The 15,134-nt window shown below is 33.8% G+C and carries 13 protein-coding genes; 7 read left to right on the top strand and 6 right to left on the bottom strand.

Annotated elements, in window-relative coordinates; translation table 11 throughout:
* Nucleotides 1–4: 4 nt before the first annotated feature.
* A complete protein-coding gene (locus C5F50_RS04705) occupies nucleotides 5–1,372 on the bottom strand; it encodes a hypothetical protein (protein ID WP_179372518.1) in 1,368 nt (455 codons plus the stop codon).
* A gap of 117 nt (nucleotides 1,373–1,489) precedes the next feature.
* Between C5F50_RS04705 and cofD the strand changes: the two genes are divergently transcribed.
* From cofD to C5F50_RS04690, 3 genes are all read left to right on the top strand, one after another.
* On the top strand, nucleotides 1,490–2,410 hold the full coding sequence (gene cofD, locus C5F50_RS04700) for a 2-phospho-L-lactate transferase (protein WP_179372913.1): 921 nt from the start codon (nucleotides 1,490–1,492) through the stop codon (nucleotides 2,408–2,410).
* A 1-nt stretch (nucleotide 2,411) separates the two neighbouring features.
* The gene (cofC, locus tag C5F50_RS04695; RefSeq protein WP_179372517.1) at nucleotides 2,412–3,050 is read left to right on the top strand and encodes a 2-phospho-L-lactate guanylyltransferase; all 639 of its coding nucleotides are present in this window, start codon (nucleotides 2,412–2,414) and stop codon (nucleotides 3,048–3,050) included.
* Nucleotides 3,051–3,162: 112 nt separating this feature from the next.
* Entirely contained in the window at nucleotides 3,163–4,071 is a 909-nt protein-coding gene (locus C5F50_RS04690; RefSeq protein ID WP_179372516.1) for a transcription initiation factor IIB, read from the top strand.
* On the opposite strand, the gene C5F50_RS04685 is transcribed toward C5F50_RS04690, so the two are convergent.
* The gene (locus C5F50_RS04685; protein WP_179372515.1) at nucleotides 4,060–5,049 is read right to left on the bottom strand and encodes a CPBP family glutamic-type intramembrane protease; all 990 of its coding nucleotides are present in this window, start codon (nucleotides 5,047–5,049) and stop codon (nucleotides 4,060–4,062) included. The two genes, C5F50_RS04690 and C5F50_RS04685, sit on opposite strands and share 12 nt — an antisense overlap.
* A 6-nt stretch (nucleotides 5,050–5,055) precedes the next feature.
* Nucleotides 5,056–5,364: a stress response translation initiation inhibitor YciH gene (gene yciH / locus C5F50_RS04680; protein WP_048116686.1), complete on the bottom strand. Its 309-nt coding sequence runs from the start codon at nucleotides 5,362–5,364 to the stop codon at nucleotides 5,056–5,058.
* A gap of 104 nt (nucleotides 5,365–5,468) precedes the next feature.
* Between yciH and C5F50_RS04675 the strand changes: the two genes are divergently transcribed.
* From C5F50_RS04675 to C5F50_RS04665, 3 genes are read left to right on the top strand one after another with little or no spacing between them, the layout of a single operon-like run.
* The gene (locus C5F50_RS04675; protein WP_179372514.1) at nucleotides 5,469–5,801 is read left to right on the top strand and encodes an Sjogren's syndrome/scleroderma autoantigen 1 family protein; all 333 of its coding nucleotides are present in this window, start codon (nucleotides 5,469–5,471) and stop codon (nucleotides 5,799–5,801) included.
* 35 nt (nucleotides 5,802–5,836) lie between these two features.
* Nucleotides 5,837–6,004 carry a preprotein translocase subunit Sec61beta gene (locus tag C5F50_RS04670; protein WP_179372513.1) on the top strand — a complete coding sequence of 56 codons (168 nt, stop codon included), beginning with the start codon at nucleotides 5,837–5,839 and terminating at the stop codon, nucleotides 6,002–6,004.
* A 7-nt stretch (nucleotides 6,005–6,011) separates the two neighbouring features.
* Entirely contained in the window at nucleotides 6,012–7,760 is a 1,749-nt protein-coding gene (locus tag C5F50_RS04665) for a DUF2070 family protein (RefSeq protein ID WP_179372512.1), read from the top strand.
* On the opposite strand, the gene C5F50_RS04660 is transcribed toward C5F50_RS04665, so the two are convergent.
* On the bottom strand, nucleotides 7,744–8,361 hold the full coding sequence (locus C5F50_RS04660) for a hypothetical protein (protein WP_179372912.1): 618 nt from the start codon (nucleotides 8,359–8,361) through the stop codon (nucleotides 7,744–7,746). The two genes, C5F50_RS04665 and C5F50_RS04660, sit on opposite strands and share 17 nt — an antisense overlap.
* Before the next feature lie 116 nt (nucleotides 8,362–8,477).
* Between C5F50_RS04660 and C5F50_RS04655 the strand changes: the two genes are divergently transcribed.
* On the top strand, nucleotides 8,478–10,940 hold the full coding sequence (locus tag C5F50_RS04655) for an ABC transporter substrate-binding protein (protein WP_179372511.1): 2,463 nt from the start codon (nucleotides 8,478–8,480) through the stop codon (nucleotides 10,938–10,940).
* Here C5F50_RS04655 and C5F50_RS04650 read toward each other — a convergent pair.
* Nucleotides 10,925–11,416 carry a DUF367 family protein gene (locus C5F50_RS04650; RefSeq protein ID WP_179372510.1) on the bottom strand — a complete coding sequence of 164 codons (492 nt, stop codon included), beginning with the start codon at nucleotides 11,414–11,416 and terminating at the stop codon, nucleotides 10,925–10,927. The genes C5F50_RS04655 and C5F50_RS04650 overlap by 16 nt on opposite strands.
* Nucleotides 11,417–11,450: 34 nt before the next feature.
* Nucleotides 11,451–14,744 carry an MG2 domain-containing protein gene (locus C5F50_RS04645; RefSeq protein ID WP_179372509.1) on the bottom strand — a complete coding sequence of 1,098 codons (3,294 nt, stop codon included), beginning with the start codon at nucleotides 14,742–14,744 and terminating at the stop codon, nucleotides 11,451–11,453.
* Nucleotides 14,745–15,134: the final 390 nt, after the last annotated feature.

Raw genomic sequence — 15,134 nt, 5'->3', positions numbered from 1 at the left:
AATTCTAACTCATTGATTGAGCATTTTCTTTACAAATCTCTGCTGCACATCCACAGGATGCATCACATAGACAAGATCCTTGCATCTCACAATCACATTCAGAGCCCATTTCAGCAGATGCTGCACATCCACATGCTGCCTCTTCACGATTAGCCGTTGTTGGTGGAGGAGTAGTTGTTTCCTGTGGTGCTGTATTTTCATAAACACTTCTAGTTTGCTGATAATCAGTTTCATCTCTTAATTGTGCCTCACCCCTATTGGTTTGATAACCACCAGATGATGCACTAGTTTGATAACCAACTAATCTACTTGGATCAATTCCTTGTTGACCAATTTTTTCATTTTTAAGGGATCTGTTACTTACAATGAAAAATGCAATTCCTGCAATTGCGGCCATTCCAGCCATTCCATAAACTATCATAATAGGAAAATCACCAGTTGAAGTTGTAGCATATCCTTCTGGAGGAGTTGGAGTAACACCTGCAATTTCAAGACCATCCAAAATATCTAAAGCTCCAAAACCAATCATAGCTAAGTTAGCCTGATCTGATGATTGGACACTTCTAACAGTATATTTTTGATCTGCAGTCACATCAGCTGTGAAGACTCTCTCAACTTGTCGGCCTTCTCTAATACTACTTTCACCCATTGTCCAACTAGATACTACAAATCCAGATATTGATTCGTCTAGGCCAAATGTACCAGCATCTACATTGATACCAGTAGGATCAAACAAAAAGTGCCAATTAGTAAGTGGTTGCTCTAAAATGAAATCTGCATTAATTATAGGTCTATGAAGAACTTGCTCAGCTTCAGTTCCAGCAAAAACAGCATAAACATTGGGCTCTTGGTCTCGCAGCATGTTAATAGGAATATTAATTTCCACACCGTCAATGTTTATTTCATCATTTACGGTCATTCCTCTCCAGCCCAAGTCAACTAAAGTTTTTTGAGCATCTTTTGTAATTACATAGCCAGATAATGTTCCTTCTAGTAGAACTTTATAGTCAATTGATGTGTTGATGTTTCTTCCTTTGAGTAAGAATTCATAAGATACATTCAAGTCTGAAATTTTTGCATGACTTCCATCATCAGATAATTTTTTATTTAATTTTTTCATTAGATCCTGAACTCCAGGGTTTGAAGAGTCCGCAGTTCCAGAAACAGTCCATTCTTTTCCACGCAATTCATCAAAGAGGTTTCCACCGTTGGGGTATTCAATGAAGACAGTTTTTAGATAATGCATCGAAAATGGGGATGAATCAGAATTAGGATTAATTTTAGCGTCTAATTGTGCGGCCCAAGCAGGACTACTTGTACCAATAACAACAAGTCCCGCAAGTAAAACTGTTAAGATTACAGCCCTAGACACGAGTAAAATCCACAAAATAACAGTAATAAACTTATCCTAATTTTGCTGATCGCAATTTTTTTGAAAAAGTAATATGGAGTAATGTAACAAAACTTGATAGTTTTAGGGGAAAATGGTATGATCACAGTATTAGCAGGAGGAACAGGTTCAGTCAAATTAGTAAGAGGGCTGGTGGCTCAAGAATCAAAAGTTAACGTAATAAGTAATGTAGGGGACAATTATTGGCTTTACGGACTCTATGTTTGTCCAGATATTGACACTATTGTTTACGGTTTAGCAGATTTGCTTGATCAAGAGAGAGGTTGGGGAATGAAGAAAGACACGTTCAACTTTTTGCGTCAAATGGAAGTTTTTGGAGAAGAGACATGGTTCAGAGTTGGAGACAGAGATGCTGCAACACATTTGATTAGAACTAACATGTTAAAGAATGGAAAAAATCTAAGTGATATTACTAAATGGATGTGCGAGAAATTTGCAGTTAGTGCAAACATCATTCCAGTAACTGATAACAGTATTGAAACAAGAATAACTACAAACAAAGGGGAATTGCACTTACAAGAATACTGGGTCAAGCATAGAGGTAAAGATCCTGTTTTAGGAATCCAATATATCGGGGCAGATAAAGCTCGTCCAAATCCTGAAGCAGTAAATGCAATACATGATGCAGACATGGTAATTATAGCTCCAGGAAATCCTCTGACATCAATTGGTCCAATGCTTCAGATAAAAGGCATTAGAAAAGAGCTATCAAAAATTAAGAAAAAAGTTGTTGCAGTAAGTCCATTAATTGGAGAAGATTCGATCAGTGGTCCTGCAGCAAAATACATGCAAGCAGCAGGAATTGAATCGAATGTTTATGGATTAGCAAAAATGTATTCAGATGTTTGCTCCAACATCATATTAGATTCTAAAGACAGACTGCTAACAAAGAAAATTCAGAGTTTAGACATGAGAGTTTTTGAAACAAAAATTACCATGAAAAATAAATTAGCTGAAGACGCATTAGCGAATTTTATTTTAAAACAAGTACACGTTTAATTTGAAAATAGCTGCAATAATTCCTGTAAAGACTTTCTCTAATGCAAAGACACGTTTAGATTTACCTCCAAAGAAAATAGAAGATTTGTGCAAGGTAATGTTAGAAGAAATTTTACATACAATTTCAATTTCGCCTCAAATTGACAAAATAATCATAGTGACAAAAGAAGAAAAGGCAAAAGAGATTGGAAAAAAATTTAATGCAATAGTCTTAATTGATGAGAAAGAAGAGAGTGTAAATAGTGCAGTTGCAATTGCAGACAAATATCTTTTAGAGAATAATTATGATGCATCAATTGTATTTCCTCAAGACATTCCATACATTAAAACTCAAGATATTGATTTTATGTTAAACTACAAGACACCTCCAAATTTTGCAATAATTATCCCATCAAGAAGATTTGATGGCACAAATGCCCTTGTAAGAATGCCAATTGATCTTATGAATACCCATTACAATGAGGATAGTTACAAAATTCACATGAATACTGCCAAAGAGCATACACTAAATGTCGCAATGGTTTTTGTAAAAAGAATAATGTTGGATGTAGATAATTCTGAGGATTTGAAATTTTTATTAGAACAAAACGAAAAACCGCATATTGTTGAAAAAATTAAAAAAATTCTAGAAATCAATTAAATTTAAATTAATTACAAGATTAAAAAATTCAGAGTGAGATCACCAACAGACTTATAAATAATGAATTAGAAATTCTTAAATAGTATCATAAAAGGTTTTGTGAGATATAAAAATGGTTAAAAAAACAAATCCAAAAGACAGATGTCCAAGATGTGGACAAGGCACAGTAGTTACTGATGCCAATACGGGTGAGAATTTTTGTGGAAAGTGTGGTTTTGTAATTACTGATAAAGTAGAAGAGGCAGGACCTGAATGGAGATCATTTTCAAATGAAGGTGAAAACAAAAGCAGGGCAGGAGTCCCAACATCACTTGCCATGCACGATATGGGATTAGCCACAGTAATCAATCCACAAAATCGAGATGCTACAGGAAAGCCATTAACTGCTTCTATGAAAAGTACAATTGAAAGACTAAGGACTTGGGATAGTAGAAGTCAAGTACATGAACCAGTTGATAGAAATTTTAGACAAGCGTTCAGTGAGTTAGACAGGTTAAAAGACAAACTTGCAGTAGGAGATGCAGTAATTGAAAAGGCAGCTTACATTTACAGAAAAGCACTTGAAAAAGGACTAGTTCGAGGTCGTTCCATTTCAGCTTTGATTGCATCAGCACTTTATGCGGCATGCAGGGATACAGAAACTCCACGAACACTAAAAGACATAGGTCAGGCAAGCAACATTAAACGAAAAGATATCGCAAGATGTTATCGTCTTCTGTTAAGAGAATTGAATTTGAAGATGCCGGTGGTGGATCCAATCAAATGTATTTCGAGAATTGCAAGCAAGGCAGGATTATCAGAAAAAACAAAAAGAAAAGCAACAAAGATTTTACAAACTGCAGAAGAGAATAAAATTTCGGCAGGAAAAGATCCGATGGGATTAGCAGCAGCAGCACTTTATGTAGCATGTGTTACAAACGGAGAAAACAAAACACAAAGAGATGTAGCAGAAGCTGCAGGAGTTACAGAAGTTACCATTAGAAATAGATACAAAGGTTTGAAAGTAGCATTAAACCTCTAAGGTAGATTCTTTTTTTGAGTAAAATCGATTTACAAATAAAATTGAAACGGATATAGCGCCAGATATCAACAACAATATTTCTAATGAAGACATTAGTGAATGAGAAAACGCTTCCTGAATAGGTATGTAATTTAATTGTGAAATAAAATTAGCGTATGAAAAAACAAAATAATTCATTGCCCAATGAATCAAAAGTGAAGATACAAACCCATATCTTAGATAAACCCATCCTAAAACAACGCCACTAGCAGCAGCTTGAGCAAATTTTCCTTCACTCCAAGATTCAGCAAATGCGATATGTGCAAATCCAAAGAAGACACCTACAAACGCAATTAACAAAAAGGCTTTTTTGTAATTGTCGATATGTAGTGAACTAGGAGTCCACAAACATTTGATAAAATATTTGGGCGAAGATTTGTGAGAATATAGGGCAAATAATGGGATGCCAATCAAAATTAGACGAAATCCAAATTCTTCAATCAATGGTGCAAGAGAGACATAAAAAAACTGAATCAGATCATTATCATCAAGAGGAGGAACGGTTACAATACCAAATGCCTCTTGAATAAAATTAATCAATGCAGAAATCAGAATTAAAATTGAAAACCATTTTGTAGTTCCAATCATATAGTTTGAGGTAGTGTTGAATTTTCCAAAAGAGATAATCGGTGAAAGAGATTTTAAAAATCCATGTTTTGGTCCAAAAATCGCAATTGTAAATAACACAGAATAAAAAATCCATAAAACAACAAATGCGTCTCCAATATTGACATCAAATGGCACCTGGTACAGTTCTGTGTTTTCAAAAAGGGCCAAATGTGTAAGAGGGTATTCATAATTGATATCCCCACCAATTTCACTTTCAAAAACAATGTAAATTCCAATAGGAAATGAAACAAGTAATAACCCAAGAATAACTGATTGTAATGCAGTAAATGGAATTCCAAGGAATTGAAGAATTCTGTTTGAATTTTCCAATGTATTCTAATGCAATTCTATAGTATCTGCAGCAAATCCCAAATTGATCAAAGTGTCTTTGATACTATCTCGATGATCACCTTGTAAGAAGATATAACCTTCTTTGGCAGTTCCGCCACAGGCATATTTATTTTTGAGTTCTTTTGCAACAGTTTCCAAGTTATTTAGTTTGGGATCTAATCCCTCAATCATAGTACCTTTTTTCTTAAATCTTCTAGTTTCTAATCTGATAATAATTTTAGTGCTATCTTTGGCCAGTTCACCACATGCACACAAGTCTTCTGGGAGACCACAAGTATTACAAATTACTGCCATTCGTTCGAAATAAATTCAATTATACGCACTATTAAGCCTTGTTTGGTTATTTCCTATAAATTAAAAAGAAATTGATTTTTTAGATAGAAAATCAAAGAAGAGTATTGCCCGAAGATCTCACAAAAAAAGCTGCTGAAATGCTACTAAATGGCGCAACGCTACTTGGAGAGCCTTGCCCATATTGTGCAGGAGTCAGAGTCATGAAAGAAGGGCATGCATTATGTGTTAGCTGTGGGCGAGAACCAGAAAAAAAAGAGATCATAATAGAAAAAACACCACAGCATAAAAAATCAGGACTAGAGGAAACTCTTGAAAGGAAGCTAGAATCATTATCAAAAGAACTTGAAGAAGAGAAAAATCATGAAAAACAACAGGAAATTCTAAAATCAATTAATTCTGTGCTAGAAACGTTAGGAAAAATGAAAGAAAAACAATAAAGTATTTATGTAAAAATCCGTGATGTCGATGTATAATGAGTAGTAAAAAGAAATCAGCGCCACTTCCAGCATCAAGTGGGGGTCTCATGAGATTCTTTGAAGATGAGACAAAAGGATTCAAATTAGATCCGAAAATTGTAGTATCAATTCCAATTAGTTTAATCGTAATTTCATGGGTAATCGATCTTTTTTTAGCTCCGTGAAAAAACAATGGAACAAGAATCAGATGATGTTTCAAATATACACAACAGGTTTTCCCTTACTCTAGTAAATCCATCATCACACTATTTTTCATTAGTTATGTCATTAGTAGTAGCCTCAGTGATGGTTCTTGCAACATATTTTGGTTATTTGAGTAATTTAGGTTTTGAACAGAATTGGTACAGGCTACCAATAGTTTTAGGAGTTTTAGTTGTAACCCAATTACTAGATACTAGATTTTCAAAGAAAAAAGAATACTCAAAGTCACTACATTCATCACTTTTTGGAAACATGTTATGGACAGTTACAATTTTGATGGGAATACTTTCAAGCATAGTTTTAGCAAAAGAGATAGAATTATTCTTTATAGTTTTTGGAGTATTGCTTTTTGCTAGTTTCAGAATAGGGATTTACACCACAACACTTGGAGCAAGTCTCAAAAAAGCTTGGACAATTTGTTTTATTCAACCACTGGCAATGTATTTTGTATTAATTCCACAAGACATGTGGCTTTCAATACTTTACGAACCTATTGGATTAGGATACGGAATATCATTTATGATAATTGCAAGCATTTGGTCAGTTCTCACCGACAGAGCTGGCAGGCCAGGAATGGAAAGCACACATAAAACAATTCAAGCATATCTTGCATCACAAGGAAATGATTTTGAAGACGCCGAAGAACTAATGGAACAGCGCTCAAGTGAAACCAAGATAACTACATCACAACTAAGACTATCATCACCTAATGGTAAAACAGAGTTCAGAATGGTATTGCCAGAGATTCATCCAGGGCCATATCATCCAGTTGGTGGAAGCAACATCCCATACCTGATTTACAAAAATTTATCATCATCAGCAATGATTATGCACAGCATATCTGATCATTCATTGAATCTGCCATCAAGAAATGAAGTTGAAAATTATCTAAAAAAAATTGAAGACAGCATAGTCAAAGAAGAGGGGCTGTTATGTACAGAACCAGTCATAGTCCAAATAAACAAAGCAAGAGTAGTAGGATTACTTTTTGGAAATAATCCATTATTGTTTTTGTCATTATCTCCTCATGGCATGGAAGATATTCCAAGTTATATGAAAACAGAAATCGAACAGTATGCAAAGAATAGAAACTATGCAAGGACTATGATAGTTGATTGTCATAATGCAATGGGAGAAGAAATTTCAAAAGAAGACGGAGAAGACATGCTAAAAGCTGCAAAATCTTGTTTAGACACCCTAATTACAAAAGATAGTTATCCAATAGAGTTTGGTTATGCCAATTCAGATAACATGGATGTATGGACAGAAGATTTAGGAATGGGAGGATTAGGAATTGTTTGTCTTGTAATTAATGATAAAAAATACTTTCTTGGATGGGCCGATGCAAACAATATGGAAAATGGAGTAAGAGAAAAAATCATAGATAATTTTTCAAAGAGAGATTATAATCTGGTGGAGATTTGTACATCAGATACCCATTATGCACCAGTAAAAGCTAGAAACAGAAATGGGTATTATCAATTAGGATTGATTACAAGTGCAGACAAACTTTCAAAATGGTTTTTAGAGATTGCTAAAAATGCAGAGTCAGATACAACATCTGCAAAATTTGAAATTTTAGAAAACGAAGCAAATGTAAAAGTCATGGGACAGGGAATATACGAAGACTATTCCAAGGCACTAGATAATTCGTTAAAAATTACCAAAGCATTTGTAATAGGTGGGGTATTGTTTTTCATCACTAGTTTGTTCCTATAGTCTTCATCTGATCAATATTTCCATAAAATTCATCAATAAATGAAGAGAATTGAAAAATGGGAACTATCGGAACATTTTCGATGAAATTTATCTTATCTTGATATAATGTTACAATTACAGGCACAGCCATTCCCCCAGGGGTTTTTTCTACATAGTGCTTTGTCCTTTCAATTTGTTTTTTGACTGCAGTTTGTAGTGCTGATGTACTATATCTTTTCCAATGTTTACAATCAATTAAAATCGCAATTCCTAGCCTAATGCCAATTACATCAATTTCCATACGGGGTTTTGTAAGAATCATGTTTTTTATAACTGCAAAATTTTTTGATGACAAAATTTCACCAGTCAAACCTTCAAAATCTTTCCAATCAAGTACAATTGAAATTTCATCTATAGGATAACCTTTTTCAAGCAATTTAACTGCAATTTTTAATTTGTCGCCATCTTCAAAATAATAATTATTATCTTGTTTTGTTCCAATGCCATTTTTGATAAATTCTTCGAGAATTCTTTCAGAGTCATCAACATTCATTTTTGTAACAGCAGAAAAATCCTCAATTGATACACCGCCTTGAATAATTCCACTTAATCCAACAACCATCTTAGGATGAATTTTCAACTTTATTTTTTGATTCGTGGGAAGATATAGGTTTTAAGAACTATTAACTGGAAATTATTATGATATAGATTTTATTACAAGCTTTTGAAACTAAAAATATGAAAAAATTGCTAGTAATGCTGCTAGCTCTTTCAATTGTGACTTTAATATATAATGAATCATTTGCAGAAAAAAATACATTTTTTGATTCAGTAAAGTTTATTCAATATTTAGATGAAAATACAGCATTAGAGGAAGTAAGAAATGGAAATCTTGATGTGTATTATTATAGAATTTCATCAGACAGACTAGAAAATCTTCAATCAAGAGAAGGATTACAGGTTTTTGATTCTACAGGGGGATCATATAGTATTCTTGTAAATCCTGCAGAATCTGAAAAATTTAATCCATTTTCAAATAAAGACATCAGGTTTGCCTTGAATTATTTGGTAGATAGAAAGCTAATCGTCAATGAATTGATGGGAGGATATGGTGCACCAATCATTTCTTACTATAGTCCATCAGACCCAGAATATCTTACAATAATCAAACAGTTAGAGTCGTTTAATTTCAAATACAATCCGACTCTTGCAGAGGAAATAATCACTAAAGTGTTAGAAGAGAAAGGAGCAGTAAAGATTGATGGAAAATGGCATATTGCAAGCACACCAATAGAAATTACAATTTTCATTAGAAGTGATGACCCAGTTAGAAAATCAATTGGAGAAATTTTATCAGTAGAACTTGAAAAAATAGGATTCACTGTCAAAAAGGATTTTGGGGATCTCAACAAAGCATTTGTTGTAGTGTATGGTTCAAATCCATCAGATTTGAAATGGAGTCTATATACTGAGGGTTGGGGGCGCTCTGCATTTGTAAGATATGATTCAGTGGGGTTGGGTCAGATGTATTCTCCTTGGTTTTCAAACATGCCAGGATTTAATGATCCGTCATATTGGAATTATAAAAATGACAAATTAGATTCATTAACTCAGAAAATTTACACTGGAGATTTTGAATCCGCAGAGAAAAGATCTGAATTAATTCAAGAGGCAGTTGTTGAAGGTATTAACGAATCAGTTAGAGTTTTTCTTGCAAGCAAAATTGATCAATATGTTGCAAATGAGAAAGTAAGTGGAATTGTAAACGACTTTGGTGCAGGAGTACCAAGTAGATTCACACCAATTAATGCTAAAAGTGAAAGTGATGAGTTTGTAATTGGAGTCAAGCAAATCTATCAAGGAGCATGGAATCCAATCATGGGATTAACTGATAGTTATAGTAGACATATTTGGGGAATCATATCAGATCCTGGAACATTCAAACATCCATTCACAGGTGAGACAATTCCGGTTAGAGCAAATTGGAAAGTTGAAACAGCAGGACCTAACGATAAACTTGACATTCCAATAGAATCAAGAATATGGAGTCCAGTATTACAGAAATGGATCAATGTAAAACCAGATTCACAGGCAACAAGCAAGGTAACATTTGATTTTGAATTTAGTAATTGGCATAATGGACAAAAAATGGACATGAATGATATTCTTCACTCATTGTATTTTACAATAGAGTGGGGAACACAAACGGATGATAATGATAGAACTTTTGATACGGAATTTACTCCAAGAGCTGCTCAGAGCATTCAAACAATAATCGGAGTGAACCCAATTGATGAAGATACAATTGAAGTGTATGTAGATTATTGGCATTTTGATGAAGGGGAAATTGCAGAATGGGCATTGCTTTGGAATTCCATGCCATGGGAAATTTCAGTGGCTATGGAGAAAGCAGTGATTGATGGAAAAGCATCATTTTCAAGATCAGGGGCTACAAGCAAAAATGTAAACTGGTTATCACTAATTATTCCAAATGATGCAAATACCATCAAAAATTATTTGCAAGAATTCAAAGGTACAGACTACATTCCTAAGGCACTAAAAGGCAGTTATGATTCAAAATATTTTCAGAACAGATATGATGCATCAATTAAATGGATTGAAACGAACAATCATGCAGTAATTAGTAATGGCCCATTTTATCTTGAGTCATATTCTCCAGAATCAAGAACAATTACAGTTAGAGAATTCAGTGATGATTCATATCCATTCAAAATAGGAAAATGGAAACAATTTGAACAAGCAAAATTTCCAGAAATTAAGAAAATAGATATGAAAAGCACCTTACAGAGAGGAGCTGTACTAAAAGTAGTTGTAGAGACAGAAGATTCAGACGAAATACTTTACTTTTTAACAAATAGTGATGGAAAGATGATATCATCAAAAACTCTCAAATTAGATAAAAATAACATTTCAATCATGGTTCCTTCTGAGATTACAAAAGATTTGGGGATTGGGGCAAACAACATCAAAGTATTTGCAATTTCAAATTCAGTGTTAAAACCAGACTTTTATGAATCAAGTTTTATCGTAACAGAAAAGAAGGAAGAACTACCAACAAGTGTTGCTAGGGACATGGATTTTTCAGAAAATGAACCAGATTTTTGGTTTTGGGTAATTCCAGTAGGAATTATTATTGGAGTCATAATTATTTTAAAGAAGAGACATCATACCAAACCATAATCTTTTAGAATCAAGTCTATTTGCCCCTCGTTTTCAAGTTTTGAATATTCTTCAAAGAGATTTTGATTTAATTCGTAAAATGTATGACCCCATTTGAATTTGTCAAGCAATTCTAAACCTTGTTCTTCATAACCCAGAATCATCAATGATGCAGACAATGCTTCAACAGTAGTAAGTTTGTTGAGTTTAGAATAATTTACAGGGTTACCTGCAAGTAAAGGTGGAAGTTTTCTTTTAACCCCATTAAATTTTTTTGAGAATGCTTGGCCTGCAAGATTCCAAGAGCAATCAATACCCACAACTGAATTTATCAAAAATTTATCTTTAGGAAGTAAAGTCTTTTCAGAAAAAGGATCTAATACCAACCCTTTAGTTCCGATTTTTTTTATATTTTGGGCAAGACCAAATTTCACCATTTTAGCAGCTGTGCATTTTTTTGGATCATCTTGATAAAACATTAAAACTTGTAATTTCACTGTAATCAATAATAAAATGTAGAGTATTTTGAATTTACTCTAGTGCTTTGTATGTTACTTTGTAGTAGAATCGTGAAACTTGTTCATCTTTAATAATTTCAACATTCCAATTTGTATCAGGCAAAAATGCATCCGAAGATTCAGGTAATATGCTGAATTTCTCTAATCGAACGTCAGAGCCACTATATCGTATATTAACTGACATTCCATCAACTTCAACTACATCATAAATTTGCCCAGGTTTTCTAGTGGATTCGCTGACTAGACATTCAGGTTCTTGACCAATTATGCAGATTCCAGACGCAGATGAAACTTTGAGGTTCACCGAAGATTCATCTCCTCTTGTAGGAGTAATCAAAGAGCCTGAAAGGACTCGAGGGGAAACTAAGACATCATCGACAGTTTTTTGCTCAGTCAACACCGAAATTATTTTATCAGAGATTCTGTTTTCTTTTTCAATTACTGTATCTAATTTTGGAGTTGGTGGTTTTTCAACTACATTAAATTGAATTGATTTAGTTTCAAAATCTGCATCGACGGTTACTTGATACAAACCAATCGAAGACATAGAATTAGGAATTACAAATTGGTGAGAAAACGAACCTGAGGGACTAGGCCGAATTGTTGTCACAGGCCCGGTGTTTTTACCGCAAATAAATGAACCACATGTAATTTCAGAACCAGTTTTTTTCACGACACTTACATCAAACGCTTCAAGATAAATCAACTTGTTTGGCTTTCCCGAGATAACGACAACATCACCGGGATAATATTCAGATTTATCAGTAGATATCAATAAGGCAACTGGGCCATCCAAACCGAAAGTAAAGTCATTTGCAACGCTGAAAGTATTTTCAGTTTGAATACCTTTGTAGATTGCTTTTACTTTGTACTGTCCTTCAGAAAATATAGTTACCGGCATTTCAAAAGTACTTTGAAATGCACCTCCTTGGTCAGGATAAACAGCAGATTCATAAATCTGAGCATATGGGAATGTACCATCAATAATTTTAATTGTTACGCGTTGTGGGGTTCCAGCTCCATCAGAACCTTTAGAATATTTATTCACAGTTCCTTCAACCAAAAGTTTCTCGCCAGCTTTGTATAATGACTTTGATGATGAAACAAATAACGGTGGAACAATTAGTTCATCATCTTCAGGATTCAGAGAGACTTTGAAAAGAATATCAGTGTTAAAATCACCAGTTGCCACATTTAGTCTATAGATACCCAAATTAGAAGTGGCCTTTGAGCGCTCATTTCCAATTAAATTGACGCTTTGTTTAACAGGTGTTTTCCATTCCCATGAAAAAAATCCACCATCAATGTTTGTGCCATATTTATCAATATTACCGTTAGGCTTGTGAAGGGTTAATTCTACGCCTTGAGAATCAGTTGTTTGAGCAGAATAAATTCCAGTTAGTTTTATTGTTTCACCTAAACCATACACTGACTTGTCTAAAGAAGCATTAATGCTGGTATCTCCTAGATTAAGTAGATCACTTATTTCAAAAGTTGTACTGGATGAGCGTCCTTCGTATTGTGCTTTGATCAAATATTTTCCTTCAGAAAATATGAGTCGTTCCAAACCAATTTCAGTAGAAAACAATCCAGAAGATTCAGGGATTGCAGTAAAGTCATAGCCTACTGAAACTCCACTTGTAGATAATTTGCCAGCATCAGTTGAACCAATGATTTGAAGTGGTTTACCATCTTCAGTTAAAATTGAAATTTTTACAGTTGGTACTTCAAAACTTGTTCTTGCTTTAGGAGTAAATATTTGACCGCTAATGATGAGTTTTTTATCAAGACTGAAATCATAATTTGATTTGTTAGTGGTAACCACCAAAGGATCAGTAGATGCGACATATGTTTCAGGATTTTCAACTGCTTTGATGAATTTTGTAGCAGATCCGACATCTTTGGCAACTTTTATCCAGTAATTACCTAATCGAGAATCAGATGTAGGAATAGTAAAAGAATATTTGAATTTTCCATCACCGTCAACTTTTACTGAATCTAATATTTTAAAACTAGAACCACCGCCAGATTGACTACTAGTACCTAAAGACAAACTCTTTGATTGAATTATCTCCAAATCAAGTGTTCCCACCCAATTTTGATTTAATCTTCCAGAAATGTTTACGATATCTCCAAGTCCATACACTTCTTTGTCAGTCCATAATGAAATGGGTACATCTTCTTTGATATCTTTGATTACTTCAAAAGTAGTTGATGCCGACTTGTCAGAGTATTCTGCATTAATTTCATAAGTGCCATAACTAGGATTTACAGTTGTTAAGAACACATTAGTTGTGAATTTATCTTTTGTTGGATATAGAGTTCCACCAGATATCACTTTACCATCAGAATCCTTTACAGTCAATTTCATTCCTTCAAATGGGATAATCTTTGATGCTAGTCCTGAAATTGAAACTGTTTGTCCTGGAAGATACTGAGACTTGTCTGTAAGAACAGTAATAGAGCCGTCTTCTTTTTCTACTTGTTTAATTAATTCAGATCCTACAGAAAAATTAGTATTTGCAGTTGCACCAGCATAACTAACAGACACATCATAACTTCCTTGATTTATTCCAAGTACTTGTTGTAGATTAAGTGTCGTTTTAAAATTGAGATTAAGATCGGGATACAGAGTTACAATTTTGCTAAAGTTGGGACCAGAAATATTTACAACTATCTGTTCAGGTTTAAAAAAGGGTTTTGTAATAAACACCTCTTTTGAAATATTTCCTTTTAGAATGGCAGTCTCACCAAAAAGATATGATTGTTTTTCTGAAGAAATGGTAACGGTTAGTTCATCGGATTTTTTTGTCTCTACAAGTTTTCCATTTGATGAACCTGCAGTAGATGTTACAAATTTCCAATCACTTGAAATGTCGAAATCAAAACCATCATAGATTCTCTGCCAAGATTTAAAGTCATTATTGATGTCTGCTATTGCAGGAGTTTTATCAATTACAACTCCAGTATTATCTCTTAATTCAACTGATTCATTAGAATCTGTAAACCAGAGACTCTGATAAGAATATGTCAAGAATTGTCCAGGTTTAATTATAGTTCCAGCAGGTATCGTCATAGTTTTTTTGAGAACTGTAGTTGATGCAATTTTCCATCCGCCTAAATCAACATTTGATTCTGTAGGATTGTAAAGCTCTATCCACTCAGATACAGATGAAGCATCATTTCCAGGTGGATTGATTTCAACTTCATTAATTACAACATGGTTGGTGTTTGTTTGTGCATATACTGGAGCTATTATTCCTGCAAGAAGTACCAAAGATAACACTAAAGATAGATTACGATTCATTGTTGTTTCCTGATTTGATTGAATATAGGACTCTTTTTAGAATGAAATTGAGGAAAAGTTGAGCTTGTTGTTAAAGTTGACCTCAAATATCTGACTTTTTGCGGCTTTATCATGCGTAATTTACAACTTTTTGGTATTTAGAGACAACGTAGGAATGATCCTTTATTCAAAATCATCAAAAATATCTCCATTTTAAGAAACAATAGTCTTAGTTCGTAACTGACTCGGGTAGATCAAGTTTTTTTTTGAATTCAAGATGATGTTTTGAAGATAATCTTGTCCTTATCGATATTACAAAATTGGATTAATTCTAAAGATAGGTCTAAGAAGTCAGTAGATGCTTAGCCTATATTCTTAATTTTGTAACCACGTGAACTACCACTCGCTAAA

The sequence above is a fragment of the Nitrosopumilus ureiphilus genome, from assembly GCF_013407185.1.
GTDB lineage: Archaea > Thermoproteota > Nitrososphaeria > Nitrososphaerales > Nitrosopumilaceae > Nitrosopumilus > Nitrosopumilus ureiphilus.
Note: the sequence above shows the minus strand (reverse complement) of the source record. Positions and strands in the feature narration are given on the sequence as shown.

Excerpts from the sequence above, each read along its gene's own strand:
- cofD (WP_179372913.1), top strand. The coding sequence starts at position 1,490 with ATGATCACAGTATTAGCAGGAGGAACAGGTTCAGTCAAATTAGTAAGA.
- C5F50_RS04690 (WP_179372516.1), top strand. The coding sequence starts at position 3,163 with ATGGTTAAAAAAACAAATCCAAAAGACAGATGTCCAAGATGTGGACAA.
- yciH (WP_048116686.1), bottom strand. The coding sequence starts at position 5,364 with ATGGCAGTAATTTGTAATACTTGTGGTCTCCCAGAAGACTTGTGTGCA.
- C5F50_RS04670 (WP_179372513.1), top strand. The coding sequence starts at position 5,837 with ATGAGTAGTAAAAAGAAATCAGCGCCACTTCCAGCATCAAGTGGGGGT.
- C5F50_RS04665 (WP_179372512.1), top strand. The coding sequence starts at position 6,012 with ATGGAACAAGAATCAGATGATGTTTCAAATATACACAACAGGTTTTCC.
- C5F50_RS04660 (WP_179372912.1), bottom strand. The coding sequence starts at position 8,361 with ATGGTTGTTGGATTAAGTGGAATTATTCAAGGCGGTGTATCAATTGAG.
- C5F50_RS04655 (WP_179372511.1), top strand. The coding sequence starts at position 8,478 with ATGAAAAAATTGCTAGTAATGCTGCTAGCTCTTTCAATTGTGACTTTA.
- C5F50_RS04645 (WP_179372509.1), bottom strand. The coding sequence starts at position 14,744 with ATGAATCGTAATCTATCTTTAGTGTTATCTTTGGTACTTCTTGCAGGA.